The 25,350-nt window shown below is 37.8% G+C and carries 16 protein-coding genes and 3 rRNA genes; 8 read left to right on the forward strand and 11 right to left on the reverse strand.

What is annotated here, in order from left to right; translation table 11 throughout:
- Positions 1-8: 8 nt before the first annotated feature.
- From PSA_RS02700 to PSA_RS02715, 4 genes are all read right to left on the reverse strand, one after another.
- Positions 9-1,802, reverse strand: a complete 1,794-nt coding sequence (locus tag PSA_RS02700) for a winged helix-turn-helix domain-containing protein (RefSeq protein ID WP_042152793.1) — start codon at positions 1,800-1,802, stop codon at positions 9-11.
- Between the two features lie 175 nt (positions 1,803-1,977).
- Positions 1,978-2,691 carry an NAD(P)H-flavin reductase gene (fre, locus tag PSA_RS02705; protein ID WP_042152790.1) on the reverse strand — a complete coding sequence of 238 codons (714 nt, stop codon included), beginning with the start codon at positions 2,689-2,691 and terminating at the stop codon, positions 1,978-1,980.
- 98 nt (positions 2,692-2,789) lie between these two features.
- The gene (gene ubiD / locus PSA_RS02710) at positions 2,790-4,259 is read right to left on the reverse strand and encodes a 4-hydroxy-3-polyprenylbenzoate decarboxylase (protein WP_042152787.1); all 1,470 of its coding nucleotides are present in this window, start codon (positions 4,257-4,259) and stop codon (positions 2,790-2,792) included.
- A gap of 67 nt (positions 4,260-4,326) precedes the next feature.
- Positions 4,327-4,908, reverse strand: a complete 582-nt coding sequence (locus tag PSA_RS02715; RefSeq protein ID WP_042152784.1) for a DNA-J related domain-containing protein — start codon at positions 4,906-4,908, stop codon at positions 4,327-4,329.
- A gap of 128 nt (positions 4,909-5,036) precedes the next feature.
- Between PSA_RS02715 and PSA_RS02720 the strand changes: the two genes are divergently transcribed.
- Entirely contained in the window at positions 5,037-7,874 is a 2,838-nt protein-coding gene (locus PSA_RS02720; RefSeq protein ID WP_042152780.1) for a tetratricopeptide repeat protein, read from the forward strand.
- Here PSA_RS02720 and PSA_RS02725 read toward each other — a convergent pair.
- From PSA_RS02725 to trxA, 4 genes are all read right to left on the reverse strand, one after another.
- Positions 7,871-8,185: a hypothetical protein gene (locus PSA_RS02725; RefSeq protein ID WP_042152777.1), complete on the reverse strand. Its 315-nt coding sequence runs from the start codon at positions 8,183-8,185 to the stop codon at positions 7,871-7,873. The genes PSA_RS02720 and PSA_RS02725 overlap by 4 nt on opposite strands.
- Before the next feature lie 38 nt (positions 8,186-8,223).
- Positions 8,224-8,652, reverse strand: a complete 429-nt coding sequence (locus PSA_RS02730) for a hypothetical protein (RefSeq protein WP_127924247.1) — start codon at positions 8,650-8,652, stop codon at positions 8,224-8,226.
- Between the two features lie 261 nt (positions 8,653-8,913).
- Positions 8,914-10,173: a transcription termination factor Rho gene (rho, locus tag PSA_RS02735; RefSeq protein ID WP_042152770.1), complete on the reverse strand. Its 1,260-nt coding sequence runs from the start codon at positions 10,171-10,173 to the stop codon at positions 8,914-8,916.
- A gap of 180 nt (positions 10,174-10,353) precedes the next feature.
- Positions 10,354-10,680 carry a thioredoxin TrxA gene (gene trxA, locus PSA_RS02740; RefSeq protein ID WP_042152767.1) on the reverse strand — a complete coding sequence of 109 codons (327 nt, stop codon included), beginning with the start codon at positions 10,678-10,680 and terminating at the stop codon, positions 10,354-10,356.
- Between the two features lie 91 nt (positions 10,681-10,771).
- On the opposite strand from trxA, the gene rhlB reads away from it, so the two are divergent.
- The 6 genes from rhlB (at position 10,772) to PSA_RS24275 (ending at position 20,689) form a co-directional block, all read left to right on the forward strand.
- Complete coding sequence (rhlB, locus tag PSA_RS02745; protein WP_042152762.1) at positions 10,772-12,034, forward strand: ATP-dependent RNA helicase RhlB; 1,263 nt, start codon at positions 10,772-10,774, stop codon at positions 12,032-12,034.
- A gap of 39 nt (positions 12,035-12,073) precedes the next feature.
- Complete coding sequence (gppA, locus tag PSA_RS02750) at positions 12,074-13,579, forward strand: guanosine-5'-triphosphate,3'-diphosphate diphosphatase (RefSeq protein ID WP_042152758.1); 1,506 nt, start codon at positions 12,074-12,076, stop codon at positions 13,577-13,579.
- Positions 13,580-14,137: 558 nt separating this feature from the next.
- A 16S ribosomal RNA gene (locus PSA_RS02755) occupies positions 14,138-15,680 on the forward strand.
- A gap of 340 nt (positions 15,681-16,020) precedes the next feature.
- A 23S ribosomal RNA gene (locus tag PSA_RS02760) occupies positions 16,021-18,909 on the forward strand.
- Between the two features lie 213 nt (positions 18,910-19,122).
- A 5S ribosomal RNA gene (rrf, locus tag PSA_RS02765) occupies positions 19,123-19,237 on the forward strand.
- The 16S, 23S and 5S rRNA genes sit together here, the layout of an rRNA operon.
- 485 nt (positions 19,238-19,722) lie before the next feature.
- Positions 19,723-20,689, forward strand: a protein-coding gene (locus PSA_RS24275; RefSeq protein ID WP_127924266.1) for an IS630 family transposase whose coding sequence is annotated in 2 segments (ribosomal slippage) — positions 19,723-20,115 and positions 20,117-20,689 — 966 coding nt in all. Because the reading frame shifts where the segments join, the coding sequence is not laid out codon by codon here.
- A gap of 890 nt (positions 20,690-21,579) precedes the next feature.
- Here PSA_RS24275 and PSA_RS02780 read toward each other — a convergent pair.
- Both PSA_RS02780 and PSA_RS02785 read right to left on the reverse strand, forming a co-directional pair.
- Positions 21,580-22,236, reverse strand: coding sequence for a response regulator transcription factor (locus PSA_RS02780; RefSeq protein ID WP_042151863.1), 657 nt, complete (start codon positions 22,234-22,236; stop codon positions 21,580-21,582).
- A gap of 156 nt (positions 22,237-22,392) precedes the next feature.
- Positions 22,393-22,764: a histidine triad nucleotide-binding protein gene (locus PSA_RS02785; protein ID WP_042151866.1), complete on the reverse strand. Its 372-nt coding sequence runs from the start codon at positions 22,762-22,764 to the stop codon at positions 22,393-22,395.
- Between the two features lie 76 nt (positions 22,765-22,840).
- Here PSA_RS02785 and PSA_RS02790 point away from each other — a divergent pair, with 76 nt between their 5' ends.
- Entirely contained in the window at positions 22,841-23,377 is a 537-nt protein-coding gene (locus PSA_RS02790) for a DUF2057 family protein (RefSeq protein WP_042151869.1), read from the forward strand.
- 28 nt (positions 23,378-23,405) lie between these two features.
- Here PSA_RS02790 and PSA_RS02795 read toward each other — a convergent pair whose 3' ends face one another.
- Positions 23,406-25,226 carry a M1 family metallopeptidase gene (locus PSA_RS02795; RefSeq protein WP_371257847.1) on the reverse strand — a complete coding sequence of 607 codons (1,821 nt, stop codon included), beginning with the start codon at positions 25,224-25,226 and terminating at the stop codon, positions 23,406-23,408.
- Between the last annotated feature and the right edge of the window lie 124 nt (positions 25,227-25,350).

Consider the following 25,350-nt stretch of genomic DNA (forward strand, 5'->3'; position numbering starts at 1 on the left):
CTACCTTTTTATAGGTTAAGTGCGACTAATTTTTCTTCATTTCTACTTCGCCAACTTAATGTGGCATTTTCACTAATAAATTGAGAGTAAAAGTCATAATTTATGAGCTCTTTAGGTGCGTCACATAGCAATAAAGCAGCATCCAAACTTAAATATCTCATACCTGACAACTGTGCTTGTTCAAATGTACGCTGAGCATGTGTGATAAATAGCTCTGTTTGAAGTTGTGCTTGCGCTAAAATTGTTTTGAGGTATGAATTGTAAGCACTATCTGTTGTTAGGTCTTTAACTAAAGCTTGTGCTTCATCAAGCCTATTTTGTGCAATGTAAAATTTAACTAAACTTTCTCTACTATGTTTGGCTACCCAGTGATTAGGTGTTAACAAAGTATGTTCAAGCACCTGTTTATAATGAGGTTCTTTATCAGCTAAATTTTTAGCAAAAATAGCGTAATGGAATGGTATTTTTGCAAAGTGATAGATGGGGAGTTCATATTGCAGCATTTTATTTTCAGCTTGCTGTAAGTAGAGATATTTATCTTCTTGTTGTTTATGTTTGTGTGCCATGACAGATAAATATGTAAGCGCATCTAATTCACGCGGTATATCTTTTGCGTTGAAAGCCAACTCTGCAGATTTTAGTAAACTTGTTTTGATAGCAATGTAATCACCTTGTTGGTGATCAATCCAGGACTTTGCATGTAAGGCGTCTGCTTGGCGTTTTAAATCATTAATTTTGTTAAATTGTATGATTGCAAGTTGCAGTTTTTGTGAACTTAATTCAAAGAGGTCTTTTTGGGTTAGGATTTCACTTTGAAGTAGCTGTGCCATGCCCACTTGTTGAGGGCTATTTTCTAATTTTGCGATATTCGCTAGTTTGTCAGCCATAACCATCGCTTTATCAAATTCACCTGTTTGCAGATAAATCTTTATAAGTTGGTTTAAAACTATGAAATCTTTAGGTCGACTCTGATGTGCAATAGAAAGGTTTGCTAGCTTTAGTTCAGGTGCCTGTGGTTTACCTATTAAGTCATAAATAAAGTCTTGTTGTAAGTGTCGTTTTAACTTTTCAGTCACTTCGCGTTGAGAATCACCACTGAGTAACCCTTTCCATTGAGCAAAAGGGCCTTTTAAAATAAAGTCTAAATAAGCTTGTTGATTATGAGATCGAAACTCTCCAGTTAATATTAGAGGGTGCTTAGTTGATAAACTGGGGTACTTTAATTCTGAAGTCGCAATAAAGTCTCTATAATCTAAATCGTTTAGTGCTATAAAGTTGAAATTTGGATTATTTGAAAACTCCTTGAAAGTATTATCCGTTTGCTTTTCAAAAGGAATGTAAGCTATTTCAGTTGTTGGTAATGAGGTTTTATTCGGTGATGTGTAACCGAAAAAGATTACCAAGATAAAAATGAGCGAGAAAGCGGTAATGTATAACAGCTTTGTTGAATTTGATAATGCTTTTTCAATTACATTTATTTTGCTTGGTTCTACAGTGCTGATCTCTGGGTTTGTTTGTAATTCAAGTTGCCACTGATATCCCCGTTTAGAGAAGGTTTTTATTGCTGTATTACCAAAAAGTCCTCTAAGGTGGCTAATATTTTGGAAGACAGCTTGCTCAGATACCACTTTATCTTGCCAAACCTCAGCTAATATATCTTCTTTACTAAATACACGTTCTGGCTGGCTTATCATTAAAGCGAGTAATTTAGCTTCATTGTGGCGAATAGCGATATCATTGTTATTTTTACTTAAAATTAAGCTGATGCTATCAAACTCAAAATCCAGAAACTTATATTTCATTTTACTTTTCTGTTACTTAACACTAACTCATAGTAACTGATTTATCTCATTTAAGTAATATTTTCCACTAAATGGTAGTTGTTTGTAACTAAATATCAGGATAGGTTTGTGTTAGTAGTATTGTTGGAGGCAAAGAAAAGCACGATAGGTTATCGTGCTTTAGAAGTCATTATATTTATTTTATAAAGGCAAATGCATCTGCATACATATGTTCGCGAATAGCACCTTGATTGATAAAGTCATCACGTACTGGGCCTATCATGTCAAAACGACCTGCCATGTAAATATCGTATGCATCTAATGAAATAATGTCTTTTAATACTGCATTGTGTACATAACCAGTGTGACCTTTCCAGCTATCATCGGCTAATTCAATAACAGGAATGAAATTGAATTTAGGATTTGATGCTGCCCAAGCTTCCATTTCTGCCTTGGCATAGAGTGAAGATTCTTGTTTTACGCCCCAATAAAATAATACTGGGCGATCACAGCCAACTTCTGCTAAATGGTCAGCCATAGATTTTACGTATGAAAACCCTGTACCGCCAGCAAGCATAATAATAGGTCTATCACTTTTTTCACGAAGTTGTGAAACACCTAAGCCAACTTCTAGTGTTGCTTGAGTATTATTTTTAAGGTGTTCACGTAAATGATCTAGTACTTGAATCGCATAGGCATCGGCAGCTGTCGCACCAATATGTAATTCTAACAAGTTATTTTGACTAGGGCGGCTGGCTATCGAAAAAGCGCGCTTGTCTTTCTCGCCTAATACCACTTGTAAATATTGGCCTGCAGAAAACTCTGCAGCTTGTTCAGGTTTTAATTCAACTTTGAAAATAAACTCACTAAGTGGGCTAATAGCAACAACGTTTGCCTTTAACTCTTGCATTATATTACCTTTTAAGACGCTAATCTGGTTATGTTTTTTGTTAAGTGAGTGCTAATTAGTACTCGTTATTTATTTGATATTTCTTAATCTGGGATCGCTCAATCTAGAATGTTCAGAGAGTCCCAAATCTGATCTACTTTATCTTTTACCTCTTGATCCATCACTATGGGTTCACCCCATTCTCTATCAGTCTCACCTTGCCATTTATTTGTGGCATCTAAGCCCATTTTTGAACCTAGACCTGAAACAGGCGAAGCAAAATCCAGATAATCAATTGGCGTATTCTCAATCATAGTCGTATCTCTGGCTGGATCCATTCTAGTCGTAATGGCCCAAATGACATCATTCCAGTCCCTGGCATTAATATCGTCATCACATACAATCACAAATTTGGTATACATAAATTGACGTAAGAAAGACCAAACCCCCATCATCACACGCTTGGCATGACCTGGGTACTGTTTTTTCATCGTGACCACTGCCATACGGTATGAACACCCTTCTGGCGGTAAATAGAAATCAACAATTTCAGGGAATTGCTTTTGTAAAATAGGCACAAAAACTTCGTTTAATGCCACGCCTAAAACTGCTGGTTCATCAGGTGGACGACCTGTAAATGTACTATGGTATATAGGATCTTTTCTATGAGTAATATGTGTTACTGTCATTACAGGGAAGTCATCAACTTCATTATAATAGCCAGTATGATCGCCATAAGGGCCCTCTGGAGCCACTTCATCTTGAGCAATATAGCCCTCTAATACATATTCAGCGCTCGCTGGTACTTTTAGGTCATTTGAAATTGATTTTACAACTTCAGTTTTACTGCCACGTAATAAACCTGCAAAAGCATATTCACTTAATGTATCTGGAACAGGTGTCACTGCGCCTAAAATAGTGGCTGGATCTGCACCTAATGCAATTGATACAGGGTATGGCTCACCTGGGTTTTCTTTACACCATTCTTGAAAGTCTAAAGCGCCACCGCGATGGGATAGCCAACGCATGATGATTTTATTCTTGCCAAGTAATTGCTGGCGATAAATACCTAAGTTTTGACGCTTTTTATAAGGGCCTTTGGTAATGGTTAAACCCCAGGTGATTAATGGCGCAGCGTCACCTGGCCAGCAGTGCTGGATAGGTAACTTAGTTAAATCAACATCATCACCTTCAAGAATAAACTCCTGACAAGGTGCTTTTTTTACCACTTTAGGCGGCATATTTAATACTTGTTTAAATACGGGAATTTGCCCTAAAGCCTCTTTTATTCCTGCTGGTGGCTCTGGCTCTTTTAAAAATGCCAGTAACTTTCCAACTTCACGTAATGATGAAACATCTTCTTTGCCCATGCCCATAGCGACTCTTTGCGGCGTGCCAAATAAATTAGCAAGGACAGGAGTTGAATAACCTTTAGGGTTTTCAAATAACAGAGCGGGGCCTTTTGCTCTTAATGTGCGATCGGCTATTTCTGTCATTTCTAGATAAGGGTCGATCTCTTGCGTGATTCTTTTAAGCTGACCCCTTTCTTCTAGTCGCTTTATAAAGTCCCGTAGGTCTTTGTATTTCATTAAGTTAGTCGTTATGGAAAATAATAATTAGTTGCATTATACCGATTTACTATGATGTTGTCGTTTTTTAGTTCAAAGTAGTTTTTAGCACTTGCCAATGAATTTGTAGCTGTTGAAATACATCTTTGTCACCATTCTGTTTGTCTGGGTGATGCTTTAACGCTAGCGTTTTCCATCGTTTTGAAATTTCTGTCGTTGTGGCGCTTTCTGGTAATTGGAAGAATTGTAGTGCACTTGATATTTTTTCAGGTGAATATGTGTTTTTTACATCATAGGTTGAATAGTTTTGCCAAAAGGAGTTTAGTAAACTTTTTATTGCTTCACTGTCCGTTTCAAAATTATTCCAATCGAGATAGTAGTCTTTTAAGTTTTCATTTGAAGCTGATATTAGTGTGTCATTTATTTTGGTTAGGCGAATCTCGAGGGGTTCAATTATCAATGTGTGCTGGGTCCTTACTAAGTCTTCATTCAATTGAAATAGCGCATTCATAATAAGGAAGTTCTTTTTAAATAAATCTTTGTTGTAATCTTTATCGAGCTCATTTAGGTAGCTATTTCTACTTAAATGACTTGCTAAAGTGTGAATTTTCCAGCTAGATGTTTTTAGTAAGCACTCAAAAATCACTTGTGATAATGGGTTGGTCTGCAAGTTCTTCGCCTTTTAGTATTATATTTTAACTGACGAGTACTTCAGTTTTAGAGGTTACTATGCGCATGTTAAATATAATGATATAACTAGTATGTTCAGATATATATTAATAACTTTAAGTGTAAATTATGACTTCATTCTCACATATTTTCCAAAAAATCAGTGTAATTGTTTTTATTAGTTTATTGCTTTGCTTTTCAACTAATGCTTCTCAATTAAGTATTGAAGAAAAAATCACGAACTTATCCCAAGTCAAAGATAATAATTTACTCATTGAAGAAATAAAAAAATTATTAGCTTCATCTAAAATTACAAAGAAGCAGACGGTTAAGTTACTTAATATTAAAGCCCGTACATTTCATGCTATGGGTAACTTTCCTTTAGCTGTTACTACATTAAAACAAGCAGAAGCGTTTTCTAGTTTAAATAATATGAGAAAGTCTGCTGCAAATGTATCTATTAATTTAGGTATCATTTTCTACATGAAAGGAGAGCACCTCAGAGCTTTAGAAGCCTATAAACAGGGTGAGGCTTTTTATAAAGATGCAAATACACCATTAAGATATGCCAACCTTTTGAGCAATATAGGGTTAGTATATGCAGCTAAAGGTGATATTTCAGAAGCTATAAAAAAATATGAACAAGCAGAGACTATTTATCAAAAGGATGGGACTGAAGTAGACCAAGTTGATATACGCCATAATATTGCTGGGCTGTACTTAAGGCTAAACCGTTTTGATATTGCTATAGAAATGTTAGTAAATGTCATTTCATCTAGAGAGCAAAATAAGGATAAAAAAGGGTTAGCACTTGCTTATGGTGATATAGGTGTGGCTTATAAACATTCAAAGCAATATGAATTAGCTAAAACATATCTATTTAAATCTTTACGTTTCTATCAACAGGAAAAAGACTTATATAACTCCGCTTCTCAATTACATAATATTTCAGAGCTATATAATAAATTAGGAGAAATTGATAAAGCACTTAATTATGCCAAGCAAGCTGTAGATCTTAGTTTAATTCAAGATCATAAAAGTGCTTATGCAGGGAGTTTATATAGTTACTCAAAAGCACTATTTTACAAAAATCAGATTGATGAAGCATTTAAGGCGTTAAATCAATCAACGAAAATAGCTGAAGAAATTGATTATCAAGCACAACTGCGAAGTAACTTGGCTTTATTATCCTTAATTAAGGCTGCGCAAGGAAATACAGTCAGCGCTTTAAAAAATCATTATTTATATGTTGAAGAAAATAACAAAGTATCCAATGCTGCACTCAATGAAGAGTTCGCTCGCTTTGAGGCTCAAAAATTAAAACAACAAGTAACGCAGCTGGAACAATCTAAAAAATTACAGCAACTTGAAATGAAGCAAGAGACTCAGAAACGTAATTTTATAATAATTGCTATTCTATTAATTGTTCTAGTGCTATTTTTCATTTTTAGGCGAAATATGGAGCGTAACTCTAAATTAACGTTAGAGGTGCAAGTAAAACAAAGAACGCATGAATTAGAATGTTTAATGCAGGAACTAAAGCAGGCTGACAATGTTAAAAGTCAGTTTTTAGCCAATATGAGCCATGAAATAAGAACGCCTTTGACTGCTGTGATTGGTCAAGCAGAAGCAATCGTATCGGGTGATGTTGAAGAGGAGTTTATTTGTAAAGAGGTATCGATTATTCACAATAATAGTTTGCATTTACTTGATCTGATAAATGATATTCTGGATTTAAGCAAAATAGAAGCAAATAAACTTGAGCTTGAATTACAAAATCAAGATTTACATACCATTCTCGAAGAATTAAATAATATATTTACCCAGCAAGCTAAAACAAAAGGTTTAATTTTTGAAATAACGCATTCTTTGAATGCGCCATTTATAATCAATATAGATAGTTTTCGTTTAAAGCAGATTTTAATAAACCTATGTTCAAATGCGATTAAATTTACTTCCAATGGTAGTGTGTTACTTGAAGTGGCTGTAATAAATAATGAATTATCCTTTAAAGTGACAGATACTGGCATAGGTATGGATGATATTCAGTTAGAGAGGTTGTTTGAAAGCTTTACCCAGGGAGATACAAGTATAAGTCGTCGTTTTGGCGGTACAGGTTTGGGTTTGTGTTTATCTGAGCAATTGGCAAAAATAATGGATGGTGAAATTTCTGTTCAAAGTGAAATTAATAAAGGAAGCACCTTTACTTTGTTTCTGCCTTTTTCTCATTTGAATGATGATGCTTTGATACCGGATAAACCAGCATATGCAGATGAGATTGATTTAAATAAAGTGTTTTCAGGTCAAGTATTATTAGCTGAAGATCATGATGACAATAGACGCTTAATAGCAAGAATATTAACAAGTTTAGGGCTAGAAGTACTGAGTGCTAAAAATGGTAAAGAAGCAGTAGAGTTATTTTTACAGCATGATCCTGTGCTTATTTTACTCGATATCCAGATGCCAGAAATGGACGGTATAGAAGCTTTTACGTTATTAAGACAATGCGGATGTTCGCAGCCTATTATTGCTTTAACAGCAAATGCGATGTCTCATGAAATTGAACAGTATTTATCAATCGGATTTGATGGACATTTAAAAAAACCAATTGAAAGGGCTATTTTCATTCAATTAATTGCACAATATTGTCAATCTCAAAGTGCTTTAAATGAAGCATATCAAGCACTGGATATGTTAGATATGACAGATTTAGTTGAAGAATTTAAAAATAGTTTAAATAAAGAGAAAAGTAATTTAGTCCAGTCTATAGAAAAAAATAACATCTCTAAAATAGAGCAACAAGCACATAGTCTCGCTGGCGCAGCACAAATGTTTGGTTTTAAAAATTTAGCTAAGATTGCAAAAGAATTAGAATCCCAGCTAAAAAATTATGATATGGATAAGATTGGTGTTTATGCTGACAATTTATTAAATGAGCTAAACATTATCTTGTTAAAAGCAAATTAAAATAGCTCTACTTCACCGATTTTATCTGCTTCTTTAGTATTATGTTCTTTCTTAGCTTGTGGTTGTTTGTTATCTCGAATTTCGGTATCCCAGTGCATGTCATTGAAATCAAACATTTCTAGTTTTGCTTTTAAGCTGGCTGATAATTTTTGTAAATCATGGCTTGAAACGGCTTGTATTTTTGAGCTCGATAGTGCTTCTGAATTGAGCTCCATAAGTGCATCAACGAATGATTGTGCTTCATCGGATACAGATTTCTGTTGTTGTACTTGTTGATGAATTTTTTCTGAAAAATTTTGAATATCTATCATAGCGGCTTCAATTTGATCTATTTGTTTGGCTAATTTAATTAAGCTATTCTGGCTTTTATTAGCGTCTTCTCTGGTTTGTTTAACTGAAGTTGTTGAGGCTTCACAGCTTGGTAAATGTCATCTAAGTTAGCATCTAAATTACGCGATACTTCAAGCATATCATTCATAGAGTGGCTTAAAATTTCACTATGACTATGACTATGACTATGACTATGACTATGACTATGCTGCATTGCTGCTTTTTGGGTCATGGAGCTATAGGTTTCATGAAGTTCGTTAGCCATAGGGTTTAGTCTTGCTGCAGAGGCGTAAATCTCAGTAAATAAATGATCTACTAACTCTAGCCCGTTATTAATCGCAAAGCATTCTGGAGGTTGATTTTTTTGTTCATCAAAGCGAAATTTTAGATTTATCTTTTCAGGGTTATTCACAGATTTTGCTAGATTATTTAAATAACTCTCCTTCATTGAAGGGTGGCTTTTTAAATAGCCAAATAAACTTAAAACGATAACAAGATCTTAGATTATGAAGATATCACTTGTATCAGAAATATAACTTAATAATACAAGGTGTAAAATTAATAATCCTAAGAGGGGTATAAAGGCAATTTTGGAGGCTGGCATAATCTCAAATTAAAAAATTTCATTTAGTGAAATTATAGAACAGAATTCAATTTTGAGCTAAAAAAATACCTGCATTTAGCAGGTATTTATATTAAATTTTAAATGTTACTTTCGCATCATAGAGGCAAAGAATGCAGCGTTTGTTTTGTCCATTGATAATTTATCTATCATGAATTCAATGGCTGACACTTCACTCATTTCATGTACGATTTTACGTAAAATCCACATTTTTTGTAGTTCATCAGTTTTAGTTAATAGTTCTTCACGTCGTGTACCAGAGCGATTAATATCAATAGCAGGGAAAACGCGCTTTTCTGCAATCTTACGGTTTAAGTGTAATTCCATATTACCCGTACCTTTAAACTCTTCGTAGATAACTTCATCCATTTTAGAGCCGGTATCGATAAGTGCAGTTGCTATAATTGTTAAGCTGCCGCCTTCTTCAACATTACGTGCAGCACCAAAGAAACGTTTTGGTTTATGTAGTGCGTTTGCATCAACACCACCCGTAAGTACTTTACCTGATGATGGAATTACAGTGTTATAAGCACGTGCTAAACGAGTGATTGAATCTAATAGGATAACAACGTCTTTTTTATGCTCAACTAAACGCTTTGCTTTTTCAATTACCATTTCGGCAACTTGAACATGTCGATTTGCAGGCTCATCAAAAGTAGAAGCAACAACTTCACCTTTTACTAAGCGTTGCATCTCAGTTACTTCTTCTGGACGTTCATCAATAAGTAAAACCATTAGCTCACATTCTGGATGGTTATGAGCAATTGCTTGTGCGATGTTTTGAAGTAACATCGTTTTACCCGCTTTTGGAGGCGCAACTAATAAACCACGTTGGCCTTTACCAATTGGCGAAGCTAAATCAATAATACGAGAAGTTAAATCTTCTTTACTACCATTGCCGCGTTCCATTCTTAAGCGGTCATTAGCGTGTAATGGTGTTAAGTTTTCAAATAAAATTTTGTTGCGTGAATTTTCAGGCTTATCAAAGTTAACTTCATTAACTTTTAACAGTGCAAAATAACGTTCACCATCTTTAGGTGGACGAATTAAACCTGAAATAGAATCACCTGTTCGCATGCTAAAGCGGCGAATTTGACTCGGAGAAATATAAATATCATCAGGGCCTGCAAGGTATGAAGCCTCTGAAGATCTTAAAAAGCCGAAACCATCTTGTAAGATTTCTAATACACCACCGCCATAGATATTCTCACCACTTTTAGAATGCGCTTTTAAAATAGCAAAAATGATGTCTTGTTTTCTTAGGCGTGCAACATGCTCAAGTCCCATAGACTCAGCTAGTTTTACAAGTTGGTTAATTGATTTGTCTTTAAGTTCAGCTAAATGCATAAGGTGGGTTCTTCAATGTTTGTATAGTGGTTAAATTGATTTCAGTTTTGATTGGGTATTCAGAAATTAAATTGGAATATTGTTTGGCTTTATAAATTAGCAGCTCTTTTGCTACTCGTCCAGTCTTTATACAAATTAATAGAATAAAAAAGGGCAAGGCCCTTTTTTATGTCACTATTACTAGATATTTTCGTTGATAAACTCTACTAATTGAGTTTTTGATAAAGCACCAACTTTAGTAGCTGCAACTTGACCATCTTTGAAAAGAAGTAAAGTAGGGATACCACGGATACCAAATTTAGGTGCCGTAGCTGAGTTTTGGTCAATATTTAATTTACCAATAGTCACTGTACCAGCAAATTCTTCAGCAACTTCGCTAAGAATTGGCGCTATCATTTTACAAGGACCACACCATTCTGCCCAAAAATCTACTAATACTGGACCTGATGCATTTAGTACATCTGATTCAAAGCTATCGTCTGTTAATGTAATAATTTTGTCGCTCATTGCGCTCTCCGTTGTGGTTCGCTAATTTATTTAGTGCGTATTTAAACACTATTGTTTCTTATTGCAAGCTTAAGCGTTATGCTTTATCGCTATGAATAATACACATTTGACTGAAAAAAAGTTTGCGGACTTTGATATTGCACCGGAAGTAGTAACCGGTTTAAGCGCTAATGGGTTTGAATATTGTACTCCCATTCAAGCTGAATGCCTTCCTTATGTCGCTCAAAAGCGTGACATTGCAGGGCAAGCACAAACAGGTACTGGTAAAACACTCGCATTTTTAACTGCGACGTGTCACCACCTGTTAAAAAATACCAAAGGACCGAGCAAACACCCAAGAGCCCTGATCATGGCTCCTACTCGGGAGTTAGCTGTTCAGATCCATAAAGATGCAAAAATACTCGCACCTCACTGTAATCTTAACTTAGGTTTAGTATATGGTGGCGAAGATTATGAAAAACAACGGGCACAATTAGAAAGTGGTGTTGATATTTTAATTGGCACAACTGGCCGATTGATTGATTTATATAAACAAGGCTTTTATAGCTTAAATGATATTGAAGTTGTTGTATTAGATGAAGCTGATCGTATGTTCGATTTAGGCTTTATAAAAGATATACGTTATATATTCAGACGTATGCCTGAAGCTGCTAATCGTTTAAATTTACTGTTTTCAGCGACATTATCATATAAAGTTCAAGAATTAGCGTTTGAACATATGACCGATCCTGTTCATGTACAAGTTGATCCGACTCAGAAAACGGGTAAAAGAATCAAAGAAGAGTTATTTCAGCCTTCACAAGAAGATAAAATGCCTTTGCTTTTAACTTTACTAGAAGATGAATGGCCAGATAAAGCAATTGTTTTTGCTAATACAAAACATAGCTGTGAAACAATTCATGCTTGGTTAAATGCTGATAAGCATAGAGTAGGTTTATTAACTGGTGATGTAGCCCAGAAAAAGCGATTGTCTATTCTAGACCAATTTACCAAAGGTAATATTGATATTTTAGTTGCAACGGATGTTGCTGCTCGTGGATTGCATATTTCAGAAGTAAGCCATGTTTTCAATTTTGACTTACCAGATGATTGTGAAGATTACGTACATCGAATTGGTAGAACGGGTCGTGCTGGCGCGTCAGGTCACGCGATTAGCTTTGCTTGTGAGAAATACGCCTATAATTTACAAGCGGTAGAAGAATATATTGAGCACGCAATTCCATTATCTCATTATGATAGAGAAGCATTGCTTGATGATTTAACTGTCCCTGTGTTACAAAAGCGTAGAAGTCACCCAGGTCAAAACAGAAATCGTTCTGGTGGACGTAAGCCAAATCATCATCGCCCAAGATAAAAAATAGAAGTCAAAAGTCACAAGGATTCAGAGGTAACAATGGCTGCAGCTGCTTTACATCAGCATCAAAATATTTATGCTGTAATTGATTTAGGTTCTAATAGCTTTCATATGCTAATAGCAAAATCAGTTGCAGGAGATTTGCAAACAATCGGTAGGGTCAAGCGTAAAGTACGTTTAGCAGCAGGTCTAAATAAAAGTAATACACTTAGCCTAGAAGCAATGCAAAGAGGCTGGGAGTGTTTATATTTATTTGCTGAAAGGCTACAGGATATACCAGCTGAAAATATTCGCATCGTTGCAACAGCAACCTTGCGTTTAGCTGTGAATGCAAAGCAATTTATTGATAAAGCACAAGCAATCTTAGATCATAAGCTAGAAGTGATAAGTGGAGAGCTTGAAGCTAAAACGATTTATAAGGGTGTGGCGCATACTTCTGCGTTTTGTGGCAAGCAACTTGTTGTTGATATTGGTGGTGCAAGTACAGAAGTTATTATCGGTGATGCATTTGAACCGCTAAATTATAAAAGTTTAAATATGGGTTGTGTAACTTATCTAGAAAAGTATTTTAAAGATGGTAAGTTAACATTAGAAAATTTTGATTCAGCGACTAAAGCTGCTCATAAAATGATTTCACCCATAAAAGAGACATACATAAAAGTTGGTTGGAAAAGTGCATCTGGTGCATCTGGGACTGTTCAGGCAATTCAAGAAATTATGCTGGCTCAAGGCTTAGATGAAAATTTAACATTAGATAAGCTTAATAGTATAAAGAAACAGGCTGTTCTATATAAAACAATAGATCAGTTAGCATTACCGGGCTTAGTTGAAGATCGTAGATTGGTTTTTGTATCGGGCCTATCTATTCTGATAGCATTATTTGAATCTCTGGAAATAGAGGTTATGGGTCTGGCTGGCGGTGCATTGCGCGAAGGTGTTTTGTATAGCATGGTCAAAGAATTACAAAATCATGATATTCGTAAGCGAACAATCGATAGCTTCATAGAAAGATATCATGTTGATCAGAATCAAGGACGACGAGTTGCTGATCTCGCTATTTCTTTCGCACAGCAACTAGCAAACCAGTGGTTTGATGAAGTAGATACTACTATAGCTATGCTTAATGCTGCATCTCTATTACATGAAGTCGGTCTACTGATTGAATATAAGAGATATGAAAAGCACACAGCCTATATTTTGAAAAACACCCTTATGCCTGGCTTTAATCAAACTCAACATAAATTACTTGTTGCTTTGGTATCTGAGCATAGAGCTGATATAGATAATGAACAGTTTTTATATTTAGGTGTAAATAAAGTTGAAGCCGAAAAATTAGTCCGAATATTAAGATTATCTGTCATTTTAGCCATGAGGCGTAAAAATGATGTTTTGCCTTTGATTAAACTTAAATCAGAAGCTAATGATTTAAACATAACTTTTCCAAAAGCATGGTTAGATCAACATCCATTGATGAGAACTGAGCTAGATCAAGAAGTACATTATCAAAAGAAAGTCGGATTGAAACTGGTGATCAATACAATATAGAGCTTACAGCTCCATATTTAGATTGATAAATAGCCATTAAGATCAATAAGTGAGCTAAATTGATTTTATATTGATTTTTATCAAAAAAACACTTGCGCAGAATTTAAAAATGCCTATACTGCGCCTCCACCGACACAGACGGCAAGCAACATTCTTTAAGGTAAGAGACTAAAGGGATGTAGCGAGATCGACTAGGTTGGTCAGTCAAATTAAAACTTGAATTTAAACTTCTTCTAAAGAACATTAAAATTAAGTATTGACTCAAAAATTTTAAGGTGTATTATGCACCTCCGCTTCGAAGCACACCTTCAAAGCAACGTTCTTTAACAATAAGTAATCATCTGTGTGGGCACTCTTGCAGATTGAGTTCTAAAGTCACTTTTCGAAGTGACACAAAATTAGAGTCTCATTAAAATCTGTTCACTTAATCCTTTTAGGAAAGAGCGAGTGACTACACAGTCATATGCGACGTTAAGTTTAACTTTGTTAAATTTAATATCAAAAACAGAATTCATTGAGCTGTCTCATCTATTTTATAGACAAAGACAAAAAACTTTTTAATTGAAGAGTTTGATCATGGCTCAGATTGAACGCTGGCGGCAGGCCTAACACATGCAAGTCGAGCGGTAACAGAGATAGCTTGCTATCTGCTGACGAGCGGCGGACGGGTGAGTAATGCTTGGGAATATGCCTTTAGGTGGGGGACAACAGTTGGAAACGACTGCTAATACCGCATGATGTCTACGGACCAAAGTGGGGGACCTTCGGGCCTCACGCCTAAAGATTAGCCCAAGTGGGATTAGCTAGTTGGTTGAGGTAAAGGCTCACCAAGGCAACGATCCCTAGCTGGTTTGAGAGGATGATCAGCCACACTGGAACTGAGACACGGTCCAGACTCCTACGGGAGGCAGCAGTGGGGAATATTGCACAATGGGCGCAAGCCTGATGCAGCCATGCCGCGTGTGTGAAGAAGGCCCTAGGGTTGTAAAGCACTTTCAGCGAGGAGGAAAGGTTATAGTTTAATAGACTATAGCTGTGACGTTACTCGCAGAAGAAGCACCGGCTAACTTCGTGCCAGCAGCCGCGGTAATACGAGGGGTGCAAGCGTTAATCGGAATTACTGGGCGTAAAGCGTACGCAGGCGGTTTGTTAAGCGAGATGTGAAAGCCCCGGGCTCAACCTGGGAACTGCATTTCGAACTGGCAGACTAGAGTATGATAGAGGGTGGTAGAATTTCAGGTGTAGCGGTGAAATGCGTAGAGATCTGAAGGAATACCGATGGCGAAGGCAGCCACCTGGGTCAATACTGACGCTCATGTACGAAAGCGTGGGGAGCAAACGGGATTAGATACCCCGGTAGTCCACGCCGTAAACGATGTCTACTAGGAGCTGGAATCTTCGGATGACTTTTCCAAAGCTAACGCATTAAGTAGACCGCCTGGGGAGTACGGCCGCAAGGTTAAAACTCAAATGAATTGACGGGGGCCCGCACAAGCGGTGGAGCATGTGGTTTAATTCGATGCAACGCGAAGAACCTTACCTACACTTGACATCCAGAGAAGAGACTAGAGATAGACTTGTGCCTTCGGGAACTCTGAGACAGGTGCTGCATGGCTGTCGTCAGCTCGTGTTGTGAGATGTTGGGTTAAGTCCCGCAACGAGCGCAACCCCTATCCTTAGTTGCTAGCAGGTAATGCTGAGAACTCTAGGGAGACTGCCGGTGATAAACCGGAGGAAGGTGGGGACGACGTCAAGTCATCATGGCCCTTACGTGTAGGGCTACACACGTGCTACAATGGCAGGTACAGAGTGCTGCGAGCTCGCGAGGGTAAGCGAATCACTTAAAGCCTGTCGTAGTCCGGATTGGAGTCTGCAACTCGACTCCATGAAGTCGGAATCGCTAGTAATCGCGGATCAGAATGCCGCGGTGAATACGTTCCCGGGCCTTGTACACACCGCCCGTCACACCATGGGAGTGGGTTGCTCCAGAAGTGGCTAGTCTAACTGCTTGCAGAGGACGGTCACCACGGAGTGATTCATGACTGGGGTGAAGTCGTAACAAGGTAGCCCTAGGGGAACCTGGGGCTGGATCACCTCCTTATACGAAAGAACTGGTTTGCATGCCAGTGTCCACACAGATGATTATTAAACACTTTGTTCTTCGGAATGATTTGTTTATGTGCTCTTTAAAAATTTGGAAAGCTGATATAAAAATTCTAATAAATGTTTATTAAACATTTATTAAGAGTTTTCAAAAAGTAAAAGAAACGAATGATAGCCATGTTATATGGTGATGCATTCATGCCAATTTATTGTTTACTTATTTATAAGTAATTAATGATTGGCATCTACTTTAGTATTCAAAACATTAACTTCTGGCGAAGTTAACTGTCACGAAATAATACAGCGCATTGTAGTTGTAAAACTATTTTGGGTTGTATGGTTAAGTGAATAAGCGTACACGGTGGATGCCTTGGCAGTTGGAGGCGATGAAGGACGTATTAACTTGCGATAAGCTAAGTCGAGCTAGTAAAAAGCACTTGAGACTTAGATTTCCGAATGGGGAAACCCACCTATTTATAGGTATCGTTAACTGAATACATAGGTTAACGAGGCGAACGCGGAGAACTGAAACATCTAAGTACCCGTAGGAACAGAAATCAACCGAGATTTCGAAAGTAGCGGCGAGCGAAATCGAAACAGCCCTTAAGCTTTATTGTAGTTAGTAGAATGCTCTGGAAAGTGCAACGATACAAGGTGATAGTCCTGTATACGAAAGCTTATATAAAGTGAAATCGAGTAGGTCGGGACACGTGATATCCTGACTGAATATGGGGGGACCATCCTCCAAGGCTAAATACTCCCAACTGACCGATAGTGAACCAGTACCGTGAGGGAAAGGCGAAAAGAACCCCTGTGAGGGGAGTGAAATAGAACCTGAAACCGTGTACGTACAAGCAGTAGGAGCAAAGCTTTGCTTTGTGACTGCGTACCTTTTGTATAATGGGTCAGCGACTTATATTTTGTAGCGAGGTTAACCGAATAGGGGAGCCGTAGGGAAACCGAGTCTTAACTGGGCGACTAGTTGCAGGGTATAGACCCGAAACCCGGTGATCTAGCCATGGGCAGGTTGAAGGTTGAGTAACATCAACTGGAGGACCGAACCCACTTACGTTGAAAAGTGAGGGGATGACTTGTGGCTAGGAGTGAAAGGCTAATCAAACCGGGAGATAGCTGGTTCTCCCCGAAATCTATTTAGGTAGAGCCTCGGATGAATACTGACGGGGGTAGAGCACTGTTTGGGCTAGGGGGTCATCCCGACTTACCAACCCCATGCAAACTCCGAATACCGTTAAGTAATATCCGGGAGACACACGGCGGGTGCTAACGTCCGTCGTGAAGAGGGAAACAACCCAGAGCGCCATCTAAGGTCCCAAAGTGTATGTTAAGTGGGAAACGATGTGGAAAGGCCCAGACAGCCAGGAGGTTGGCTTAGAAGCAGCCACCCTTTAAAGAAAGCGTAATAGCTCACTGGTCGAGTCGGTCTGCGCGGAAGATGTAACGGGGCTAAACATACCACCGAAGATGCGCCTGCGTACTTTGTATGCGGGGTAGGGGAGCGTTCTGTAAGCCGTTGAAGGTGTACCGGGAGGTATGCTGGAGGTATCAGAAGTGCGAATGCTGACATGAGTAACGATAATGGGGGTGAAAAACCCCCACGCCGGAAGACCAAGGGTTCCTATCCCATGTTAATCAGGGTAGGGTGAGTCGACTCCTAAGGCGAGGCCGAAAGGCGTAGTCGATGGGAAACGGGTTAATATTCCCGTACTTATTATGAATGCGAAGGGGGGACGGAGCAGGCTAAACAAGCATGGCGTTGGTTGTCCATGTGAAAGTGCGTAGGCTGATGACTTAGGTAAATCCGGGTTGTCATTAAGGCTGAGACACGAGACGAGTCACTACGGTGATGAAGTTGTTGGTGCCATACTTCCAGGAAAAGCCTCTAAGCTTCAGTTTATAATGAATCGTACCCCAAACCGACACAGGTGGTCAGGTAGAGAATACTAAGGCGCTTGAGAGAACTCGGGTGAAGGAACTAGGCAAAATTGTACCGTAACTTCGGGAGAAGGTACGCCAACATTAGGTGAAGCGCTTTACGTGTGGAGCTGAAGTTGGTCTCAGAAACTAGGTGGCTGGGACTGTTTATTAAAAACACAGCACTGTGCAAAATCGAAAGATGACGTATACGGTGTGACACCTGCCCGGTGCCGGAAGGTTAATTGATGGGGTTATCTTCGGAGAAGCTCTTGATCGAAGCCCCGGTAAACGGCGGCCGTAACTATAACGGTCCTAAGGTAGCGAAATTCCTTGTCGGGTAAGTTCCGACCTGCACGAATGGTGTAACCATGGCCACGCTGTCTCCACCCGAGACTCAGTGAAATTGAAATCGCAGTGAAGATGCTGTGTACCCGCGGCTAGACGGAAAGACCCCGTGAACCTTTACTACAGCTTGGCACTGAACATTGAACCTACATGTGTAGGATAGGTGGGAGACTTTGAAGTAGCGTCGCTAGATGTTATGGAGTCGTCCTTGAAATACCACCCTTGTAGTTTTGATGTTCTAACGTAGGTCCCTAAGCGGGATTGCGGACAGTGCCTGGTGGGTAGTTTGACTGGGGCGGTCTCCTCCCAAAGAGTAACGGAGGAGCACGAAGGTTTGCTAAGTACGGTCGGACATCGTACGGTTAGTGTAATGGTAGAAGCAAGCTTAACTGCGAGACAGACACGTCGAGCAGGTACGAAAGTAGGTCATAGTGATCCGGTGGTTCTGAATGGAAGGGCCATCGCTCAACGGATAAAAGGTACTCCGGGGATAACAGGCTGATACCGCCCAAGAGTTCATATCGACGGCGGTGTTTGGCACCTCGATGTCGGCTCATCACATCCTGGGGCTGAAGTCGGTCCCAAGGGTATGGCTGTTCGCCATTTAAAGTGGTACGCGAGCTGGGTTTAGAACGTCGTGAGACAGTTCGGTCCCTATCTGCCGTGGGCGTTTGAGAATTGAGAGGGGTTGCTCCTAGTACGAGAGGACCGGAGTGAACGAACCGCTGGTGTTCGGGTTGTCATGCCAATGGCATTGCCCGGTAGCTACGTTCGGAACTGATAAGCGCTGAAAGCATCTAAGCGCGAAGCAGGCCTCGAGATGATTTCTCACTAGTGCTATAAGCACTCTGAAGGGCCGTTGGAGACTACAACGTTGATAGGCAAGGTGTGTAAGGGTTGTGAGGCCTTGAGCTAACTTGTACTAATTACCCGTGAGGCTTAACCATACAACGCCAAAGTGGTTTTGTGTGTGATAGAAACAAGCAAGAAGTTAGTGTTAACTAAAGTAGAATACTTTTATGATATCTGTATCAGCAGACCGAATTTATTAAAGAAAACAAGAACAAAGCGAATTAGGAATGATTTTATAAATTACATCATGTAATTTACCCTAGCGGGGCGCACTAAAGTGCGTTAAAAATTGTTCCAGACAAATTTTGCTTGGTGACAATAGCGTTTTGGACCCACCTGATCCCATGCCGAACTCAGAAGTGAAACGAAACAGCGCCGATGATAGTGTGGGGTTTCCCATGTGAAAGTAGGACATCGCCAGGCTCCTAATTAAAGAAAGCCGATACAGAAATGTATCGGCTTTTTTGCTTTTTATAATTTAAAAATATTGTGTTAGCTGGCATCGCCAGGCTTACCCTCATAATTTCAGTAAAAAGCCTAACTCATTGAGTTGGGATTTTTGCGTTTTAGAGTCTAATATTATTCAGTCTAAAGATGCCAATACATCAGGCTCCACTCTCATAATCATAAGAAAGCCGATACAGATATGTATCGGCTTTTTTGCTTTGTGGGGTTTATGAATTTAATGTGATTGGCATTATCATCAAATTTTAGGTGGTGTCTTTTTTGTAGGTGAGGCTTCAGCCTTGCAAAGCCCAAACACTGGAATTTAAAGCAGTTATACCAATTCAATTAAATTTCTGATCTAATATAGGCTGTTTCCATAACCATTAAAAACAGCCTTGAATTTAGAAAAATCAAAACAACTTCTCACCCTATCGAGAAAAGAATCAAACGCGAGAAAGCGTATGCGCTTACTTGCAGTGTCACTCTTTTTTGAAGGTGAAAATCGCGCTAATATTGCTCGTCGACTAAGTACAGCTAGAAGTAGTGTCAATAAATGGGTATCAAGTTATTTAGACAGTGGCTTAGCGGGATTAGACAACAAACCTATTTCAGGTCGTCCAGCTAACCTGACAGAAAAACAGCAAGCAGACGTTAAAACGTTTGTGTTACAGCATGCAAAGTCCAGTGACGGTGGACGATTAATTGCTGCTGATATTCAAACCTATATTAGCAATAATTTTAATGTTAATTATCAACTTGGCAGTGTATACCGCTTATTACATAGCCTTGAATTAAGCTGGATCACAACACGCTCCAAACACCCTAAGCAATCAAAAGAAGCTCAAGAAGCTTTTAAAAAAGTTCAGTATGTCAACGATCCTTCACACCCCCTTTAATGTGATGCCAGAAAATATGGATATATGGTTTCAAGATGAGGCACGATTTGGCCAGCAAAATCAAACAACAAGAGTTTGGGCTGAGCGAGGCTCTAGGCCAAGAGCCGTAAAACAACAACAGTTTGAATATGGATACTTATTCGGTGCAGTATGTCCTCACAATGGAAAGACGGAAGCCTTAGTAACCCCCTGTGTTAATAAAGAAGTCATGACATTACATATGGAGCAAATATCTAAAGCAACTGAGTATGGGAGGCACGCTGTTGTGATCATGGATGGCGCTGGTTGGCATACTTTCGATACAGTTCAGCCCTTTAACAATGTCACGTTAATAAAATTACCGCCATACTCACCAGAATTAAACCCTATAGAACAGATCTGGAGTTGGATCCGTCAGCATTGCCTATCAAACAGAATATTTACGGGATACCAAGATATAGTAGAGCAAGTATCAAAAGCATGGAACACATTCATTTCAAACCCTGATAGGGTTCGAAAAATGTGTTCAAGAGAGTGGATTAAAGTGACTTAATACTTAATGAAATTGGTATTAGGCTAAAGCCCAACCTACATGAAATGTATTAAATTTAAACATTCTGTTCAAATGTAGGGTTAACATTAAATTTTAGGTGGTGTCTTTTTTGTAGGTGAGGCTTCAGCCTTGCAAAGCCCAAAAACTGGAATTTAAAGCTGTTAGGCTAAAGCCCAACCTAGATGAAATGTATTAGATTTTCCATTATGTTCAAATGTAGGGTTAGCATTCAATTTTAAATGGTGTCTTTTTTGTAGGTGAGGCTTCAGCCTTGCAAAGCCCAAACACTGGAATTTAAAGCAGTTAGGCTAAAGCCCAACCCACATGAAATGTATTTAATCTCCTATTATGTTCAAATGTAGGGTTAGCATTAAATTTTAAATGGTGTCTTTTTTGTAGGTGAGCTTCAGCCTTGCAAAGCCCCAAAACTTGAATTTAAAGCAGTTAGGCTAAAGCCCAACCTACATGAAATGTATTAAATTTAAACATTCTGTTCAAATGTAGGGTTAGCATTCAATTTTAAATGGTGTCTTTTTTGTAGGTGAGGCTTCAGCCTTGCAAAGCCCAAACACTGGAATTTAAAGCCGTTAGGCTAAAGCCCAACCTACATGAAATGTATTAAATTTAAACATTCTGTTCAAATGTAGGGTTAACATTAAATTTTAGGTGGTGTCTTTTTTGTAGGTGAGGCTTCAGCCTTGCAAAGCCCAAAAACTGGAATTTAAAAATCCATCAATCAGCCCATTACTACCGTATTCACCAGAATTAAACCCAATTTAACTATATGATGAATTTTCTTAGCTAATTAGCTTAATAGAATTGGTATGGCAAAGGTTTTATATAAAGTTGTAGATATAAAAAACCAGCTAAAGCTGGTTTTTATTTTATTACTATCTTAATTCATTAGGAATGTTATGTTGTGCCCATGATAATAGCTCGATTCTATTGCGGCATTTTGTTTTTCTAAAAGCACTATATAAGTGTGTTTTTACTGTATGAGGGCTGATATCTAACTTGTCGGCGATCTCTTTATTTTTACTGCCTGTACTCATCAAGGTTATGATTGCACGTTCACGCTTTGTTAAGTTCACTGGTTCTACAGGCGCATCTGTAAACTTAGCGATTGTTTCCTTATTAAAGTGTAATAACCGAGTTAAGGCATTGCACATAATATCTCTTCGGTACCAAAGTTGGTTTTCAAGTAATAATCGGATACCTTTCATTAATACATCAGCATTATCATTGGCATAAAATACACCTCGGATACCACTTAATAGTGCACGATTTGCAAGCTCAGTATTTTGGCTAATATTAAATAATACGATATCACATTCAAAAGTAAGTGCAGCTACTTTCGCTTGCAATTTCTCCCATGCATTTTCTTCACCTGATTCAATAAACAACAGTCGAGTATTAGTAGGGATATCAGATGTATCTGTACTACTTTTAACTTCCAATCCTTGGGTTTTTAATAAAGGCGCTAGTACATCTAAGCTTATATCATTAATTGGATTAGGTTCTTGTAGAATAAAAGCAGTACTTTTCATGTTAATTACCCTTACCTATTTGTTCGTTGTCTTCAAATAGGTATCTAAATTTCAAATTAGGGCTAACTTTAACATAGAAATAACACCCTTAGTATTAGTTTTTTGTTTCAACTAATACTTTAGGGTTTCTTTTGCTGCTTTTATTTTAATTTATTTTTAAATTAATACTTTTTTATTATTTGTATATGGCGGCCAGCCCATTTCTTTACCTGCAAGCATATGAAGGTGGATGTGATATACCGTTTGACCACCATCTTCATTACAATTCATTACGACGCGATATCCAGAGTCTGAAAAACCTTCCTGCTTAGCTAATTTAGCAGCGACTAGATATAGTTGGCCAATTAAACTAGCATCCTCAGTTTTAATATCATTGATCGTTTCTATTGCTTTTTTTGGGATAATTAATACATGAAATGGCGCTTGAGGATTGATGTCTTTAAAAGCTAAAGTTAACTCGTCTTCATAAACAATATCAGCAGGGATTTCTCTGTTTATAATTTTAGTGAACAAAGTGTCTTGTGCCATGGTTTTATTCCTTATAATTTTGTGGCTTAATTATGTCACTTTACATTTACTTGTCTATTAATGGATTGAACTAATTATGCGATACTTTCTTTTATGCTTACCTTTTATTTCATCTTTAACTTATGCTACGCAGATAAAATTTCCTGCTGAGTTAATTCCGTTGCAGGTAGGTGCAGAAAAAATAGAACATTCATTATTTTCTAAAGTTGATGAAATAACACTAAAGAAAGGGACTCATAAATTAAAAATCAAATATTCTGATTTATTTGAACTTGACTATGATGACCATGAAGTTGTTGAATCAAAGCCTTTTTGGATAGAGATTCAGATATCTGAGAATGTTAATTACCAGGTGATTTTTAATAAACCAGAAGATGAAGTAGAAGCGCAAGTATTTGCCAAATCACCAAGCGTGGCATTAAAAGCAATTTCAACAGGAGAATTAGTTTCAGTAGCTAAAAGCTCAGAGCCTGCCCAGAAGGTAGGAGTAGTTCAGCTGGCGAAAGGAATGCCATCACCTAAAACATTAGAAATGCTTAACTTCTGGTGGCAACAAGCAAATGAACAGGAAAAGGAAAGTTTTTTGAATACACTAAAAAACAAGGGTCATTAGACCCTCGTTTTAATGTTCGATAAATACTTTATTTAAATAAGGCGTCTATCGTTCCTTGTGCTAATGGGTGATAGCCAGGACGTGCATTTAGGTACACTTTGTTAGCCCAGTCTCTTTTATTATGTTTCACTAATGTTTTATATAGTGGCACAATTAGCTTTCTACGACCTATTCCCGTTAAGTGCTTATCTAAAGCTGGGTATACTTCTTGGTATCCATTGCCAACAGCTAACATAAACCATGCAAAAGCGATTTCTGCATTTGTTGTTTGCGTTAAGTTAAATGCGGCGTCAATTTTTTTCATGTTATCAATTGAAATTTCACGAGGTAAATTATTGATAAAATGAAGCCATTCATGAACTGTCCATTTATCAGTTGCTAATGTATCTAGTGTAGTTGAGCCTTTTAACCAAGATTTTAGGTCTGCATCTACTACTTTAAATACATCAGAAGTTGGATTTGGCGCATCTGCCGGTAAGCCAGGCTGATAAATCCATTCATTAACTTTGTCTGAAGATACGATACCAGGGAATTTATTAATTAAGTTTTTATTTAAGTAAGTAACAAACTCAGCAGTATTTAGAGATTTAAATGAATAATCGTCAAAGTATTTTTTAACAAAAATATCAAATCTTTCACGACCAAACTTTTCTTCTAGGTAAAGTAAAAATAGCTGGCCTTTAATGTAAGGTACACTTGAAAATGCATCATCAGGATCACGACCATTTAGCTTTAAGTTTAAAATTGTATCTGACGCATCAATCGTTTCTAATTGCCCTTTTAAGCGCGCAACTTCTAATGACTGCTCCATTACTGCACGATCTTTTCCGAAAACTTCTTCCATAATGCGATTTTCAACATAAGAAGTAAAACCTTCATTTAGCCATAAATCTTCCCATGTTGCATTGGTAACTAAGTTACCAGACCATGAATGTGCAAGTTCGTGTGCAATTAAAGATACTAAACTTTTATCACCAGCGACAACCGTTGGTGTAATGAAAGATAATCGAGGGTTTTCCATGCCACCAAAAGGAAAGCTAGGTGGCAGCATTAATAAATCGTAACGTCCCCAAGCATATTTTCCATACATAAGGTTGGTTTTGTCTATCATAGCCTGGGTATCATTAAATTCAGCAATAGACGCATCTAAGATACCGGGCTCAGCATAAATGGCAGTTTGATGTGACATTTCTTTATATTCTAAGTTACCAGCACCAATTGCAATTAAGTAAGGAGAGATAGCTTGTGGCATAGTAAAGCGGTAATCACCATCTTTAATTTTTACATCTGAATTGTCTGCACTCATAACGGCACGAATATCTTCAGGTGTTTGGATACGAGCTGAGTAAGTGACTCTCATTGCAGGAGTATCTTGAATCGGGATCCAGCTACGCGCATGAATAGCTTGAGACTGGCTATACATAAAAGGTTGCGTTTTACTTGCTGTTTGAACAGGTGTTAACCATTGCAGGCCTGATGCAATAGGTAAACTGTTATAATAAATCCTAACGATTTCTGCTTGGCTATTTAAGTTTATAGTTAGCTTTGAGCCTTTAACATCATCTCTTTGAGCTAATTTATAATTGGCTTTATGCCATGCACCATTTTGAGCTTTGTACATGATTTTATCTATTTCAAGATCTCGAGTATCTAAAATTAGTTGTTTGCTATTTTTATCCTGCCAACTAAGTGTATGTTCAACAAAGCCTTCAAGCTCCTTTTTATAAAAGTTTATATCCAGATCTAAATGAACATGAGTTGTGACAACTTGTTCTACATTGGCGTAACTATGTTGATCTTGAGCTGCGATGGCTGTTGAGCTTAGTGATAAAGCACTAGAGAGTGCCATAGCATAAGCAATGCTATTAATTTTCATGTATAACCCTTGAACGAAAATGTTTATGTTATGTATTTAATCTCTTATATACCATGCTTTATAGTTTACGGTAAGATATTGCTATTATAATTAGCAT

Origin of the sequence: Pseudoalteromonas sp. '520P1 No. 423', from assembly GCF_001269985.1 — a bacterium.
Lineage (GTDB): Bacteria > Pseudomonadota > Gammaproteobacteria > Enterobacterales > Alteromonadaceae > Pseudoalteromonas.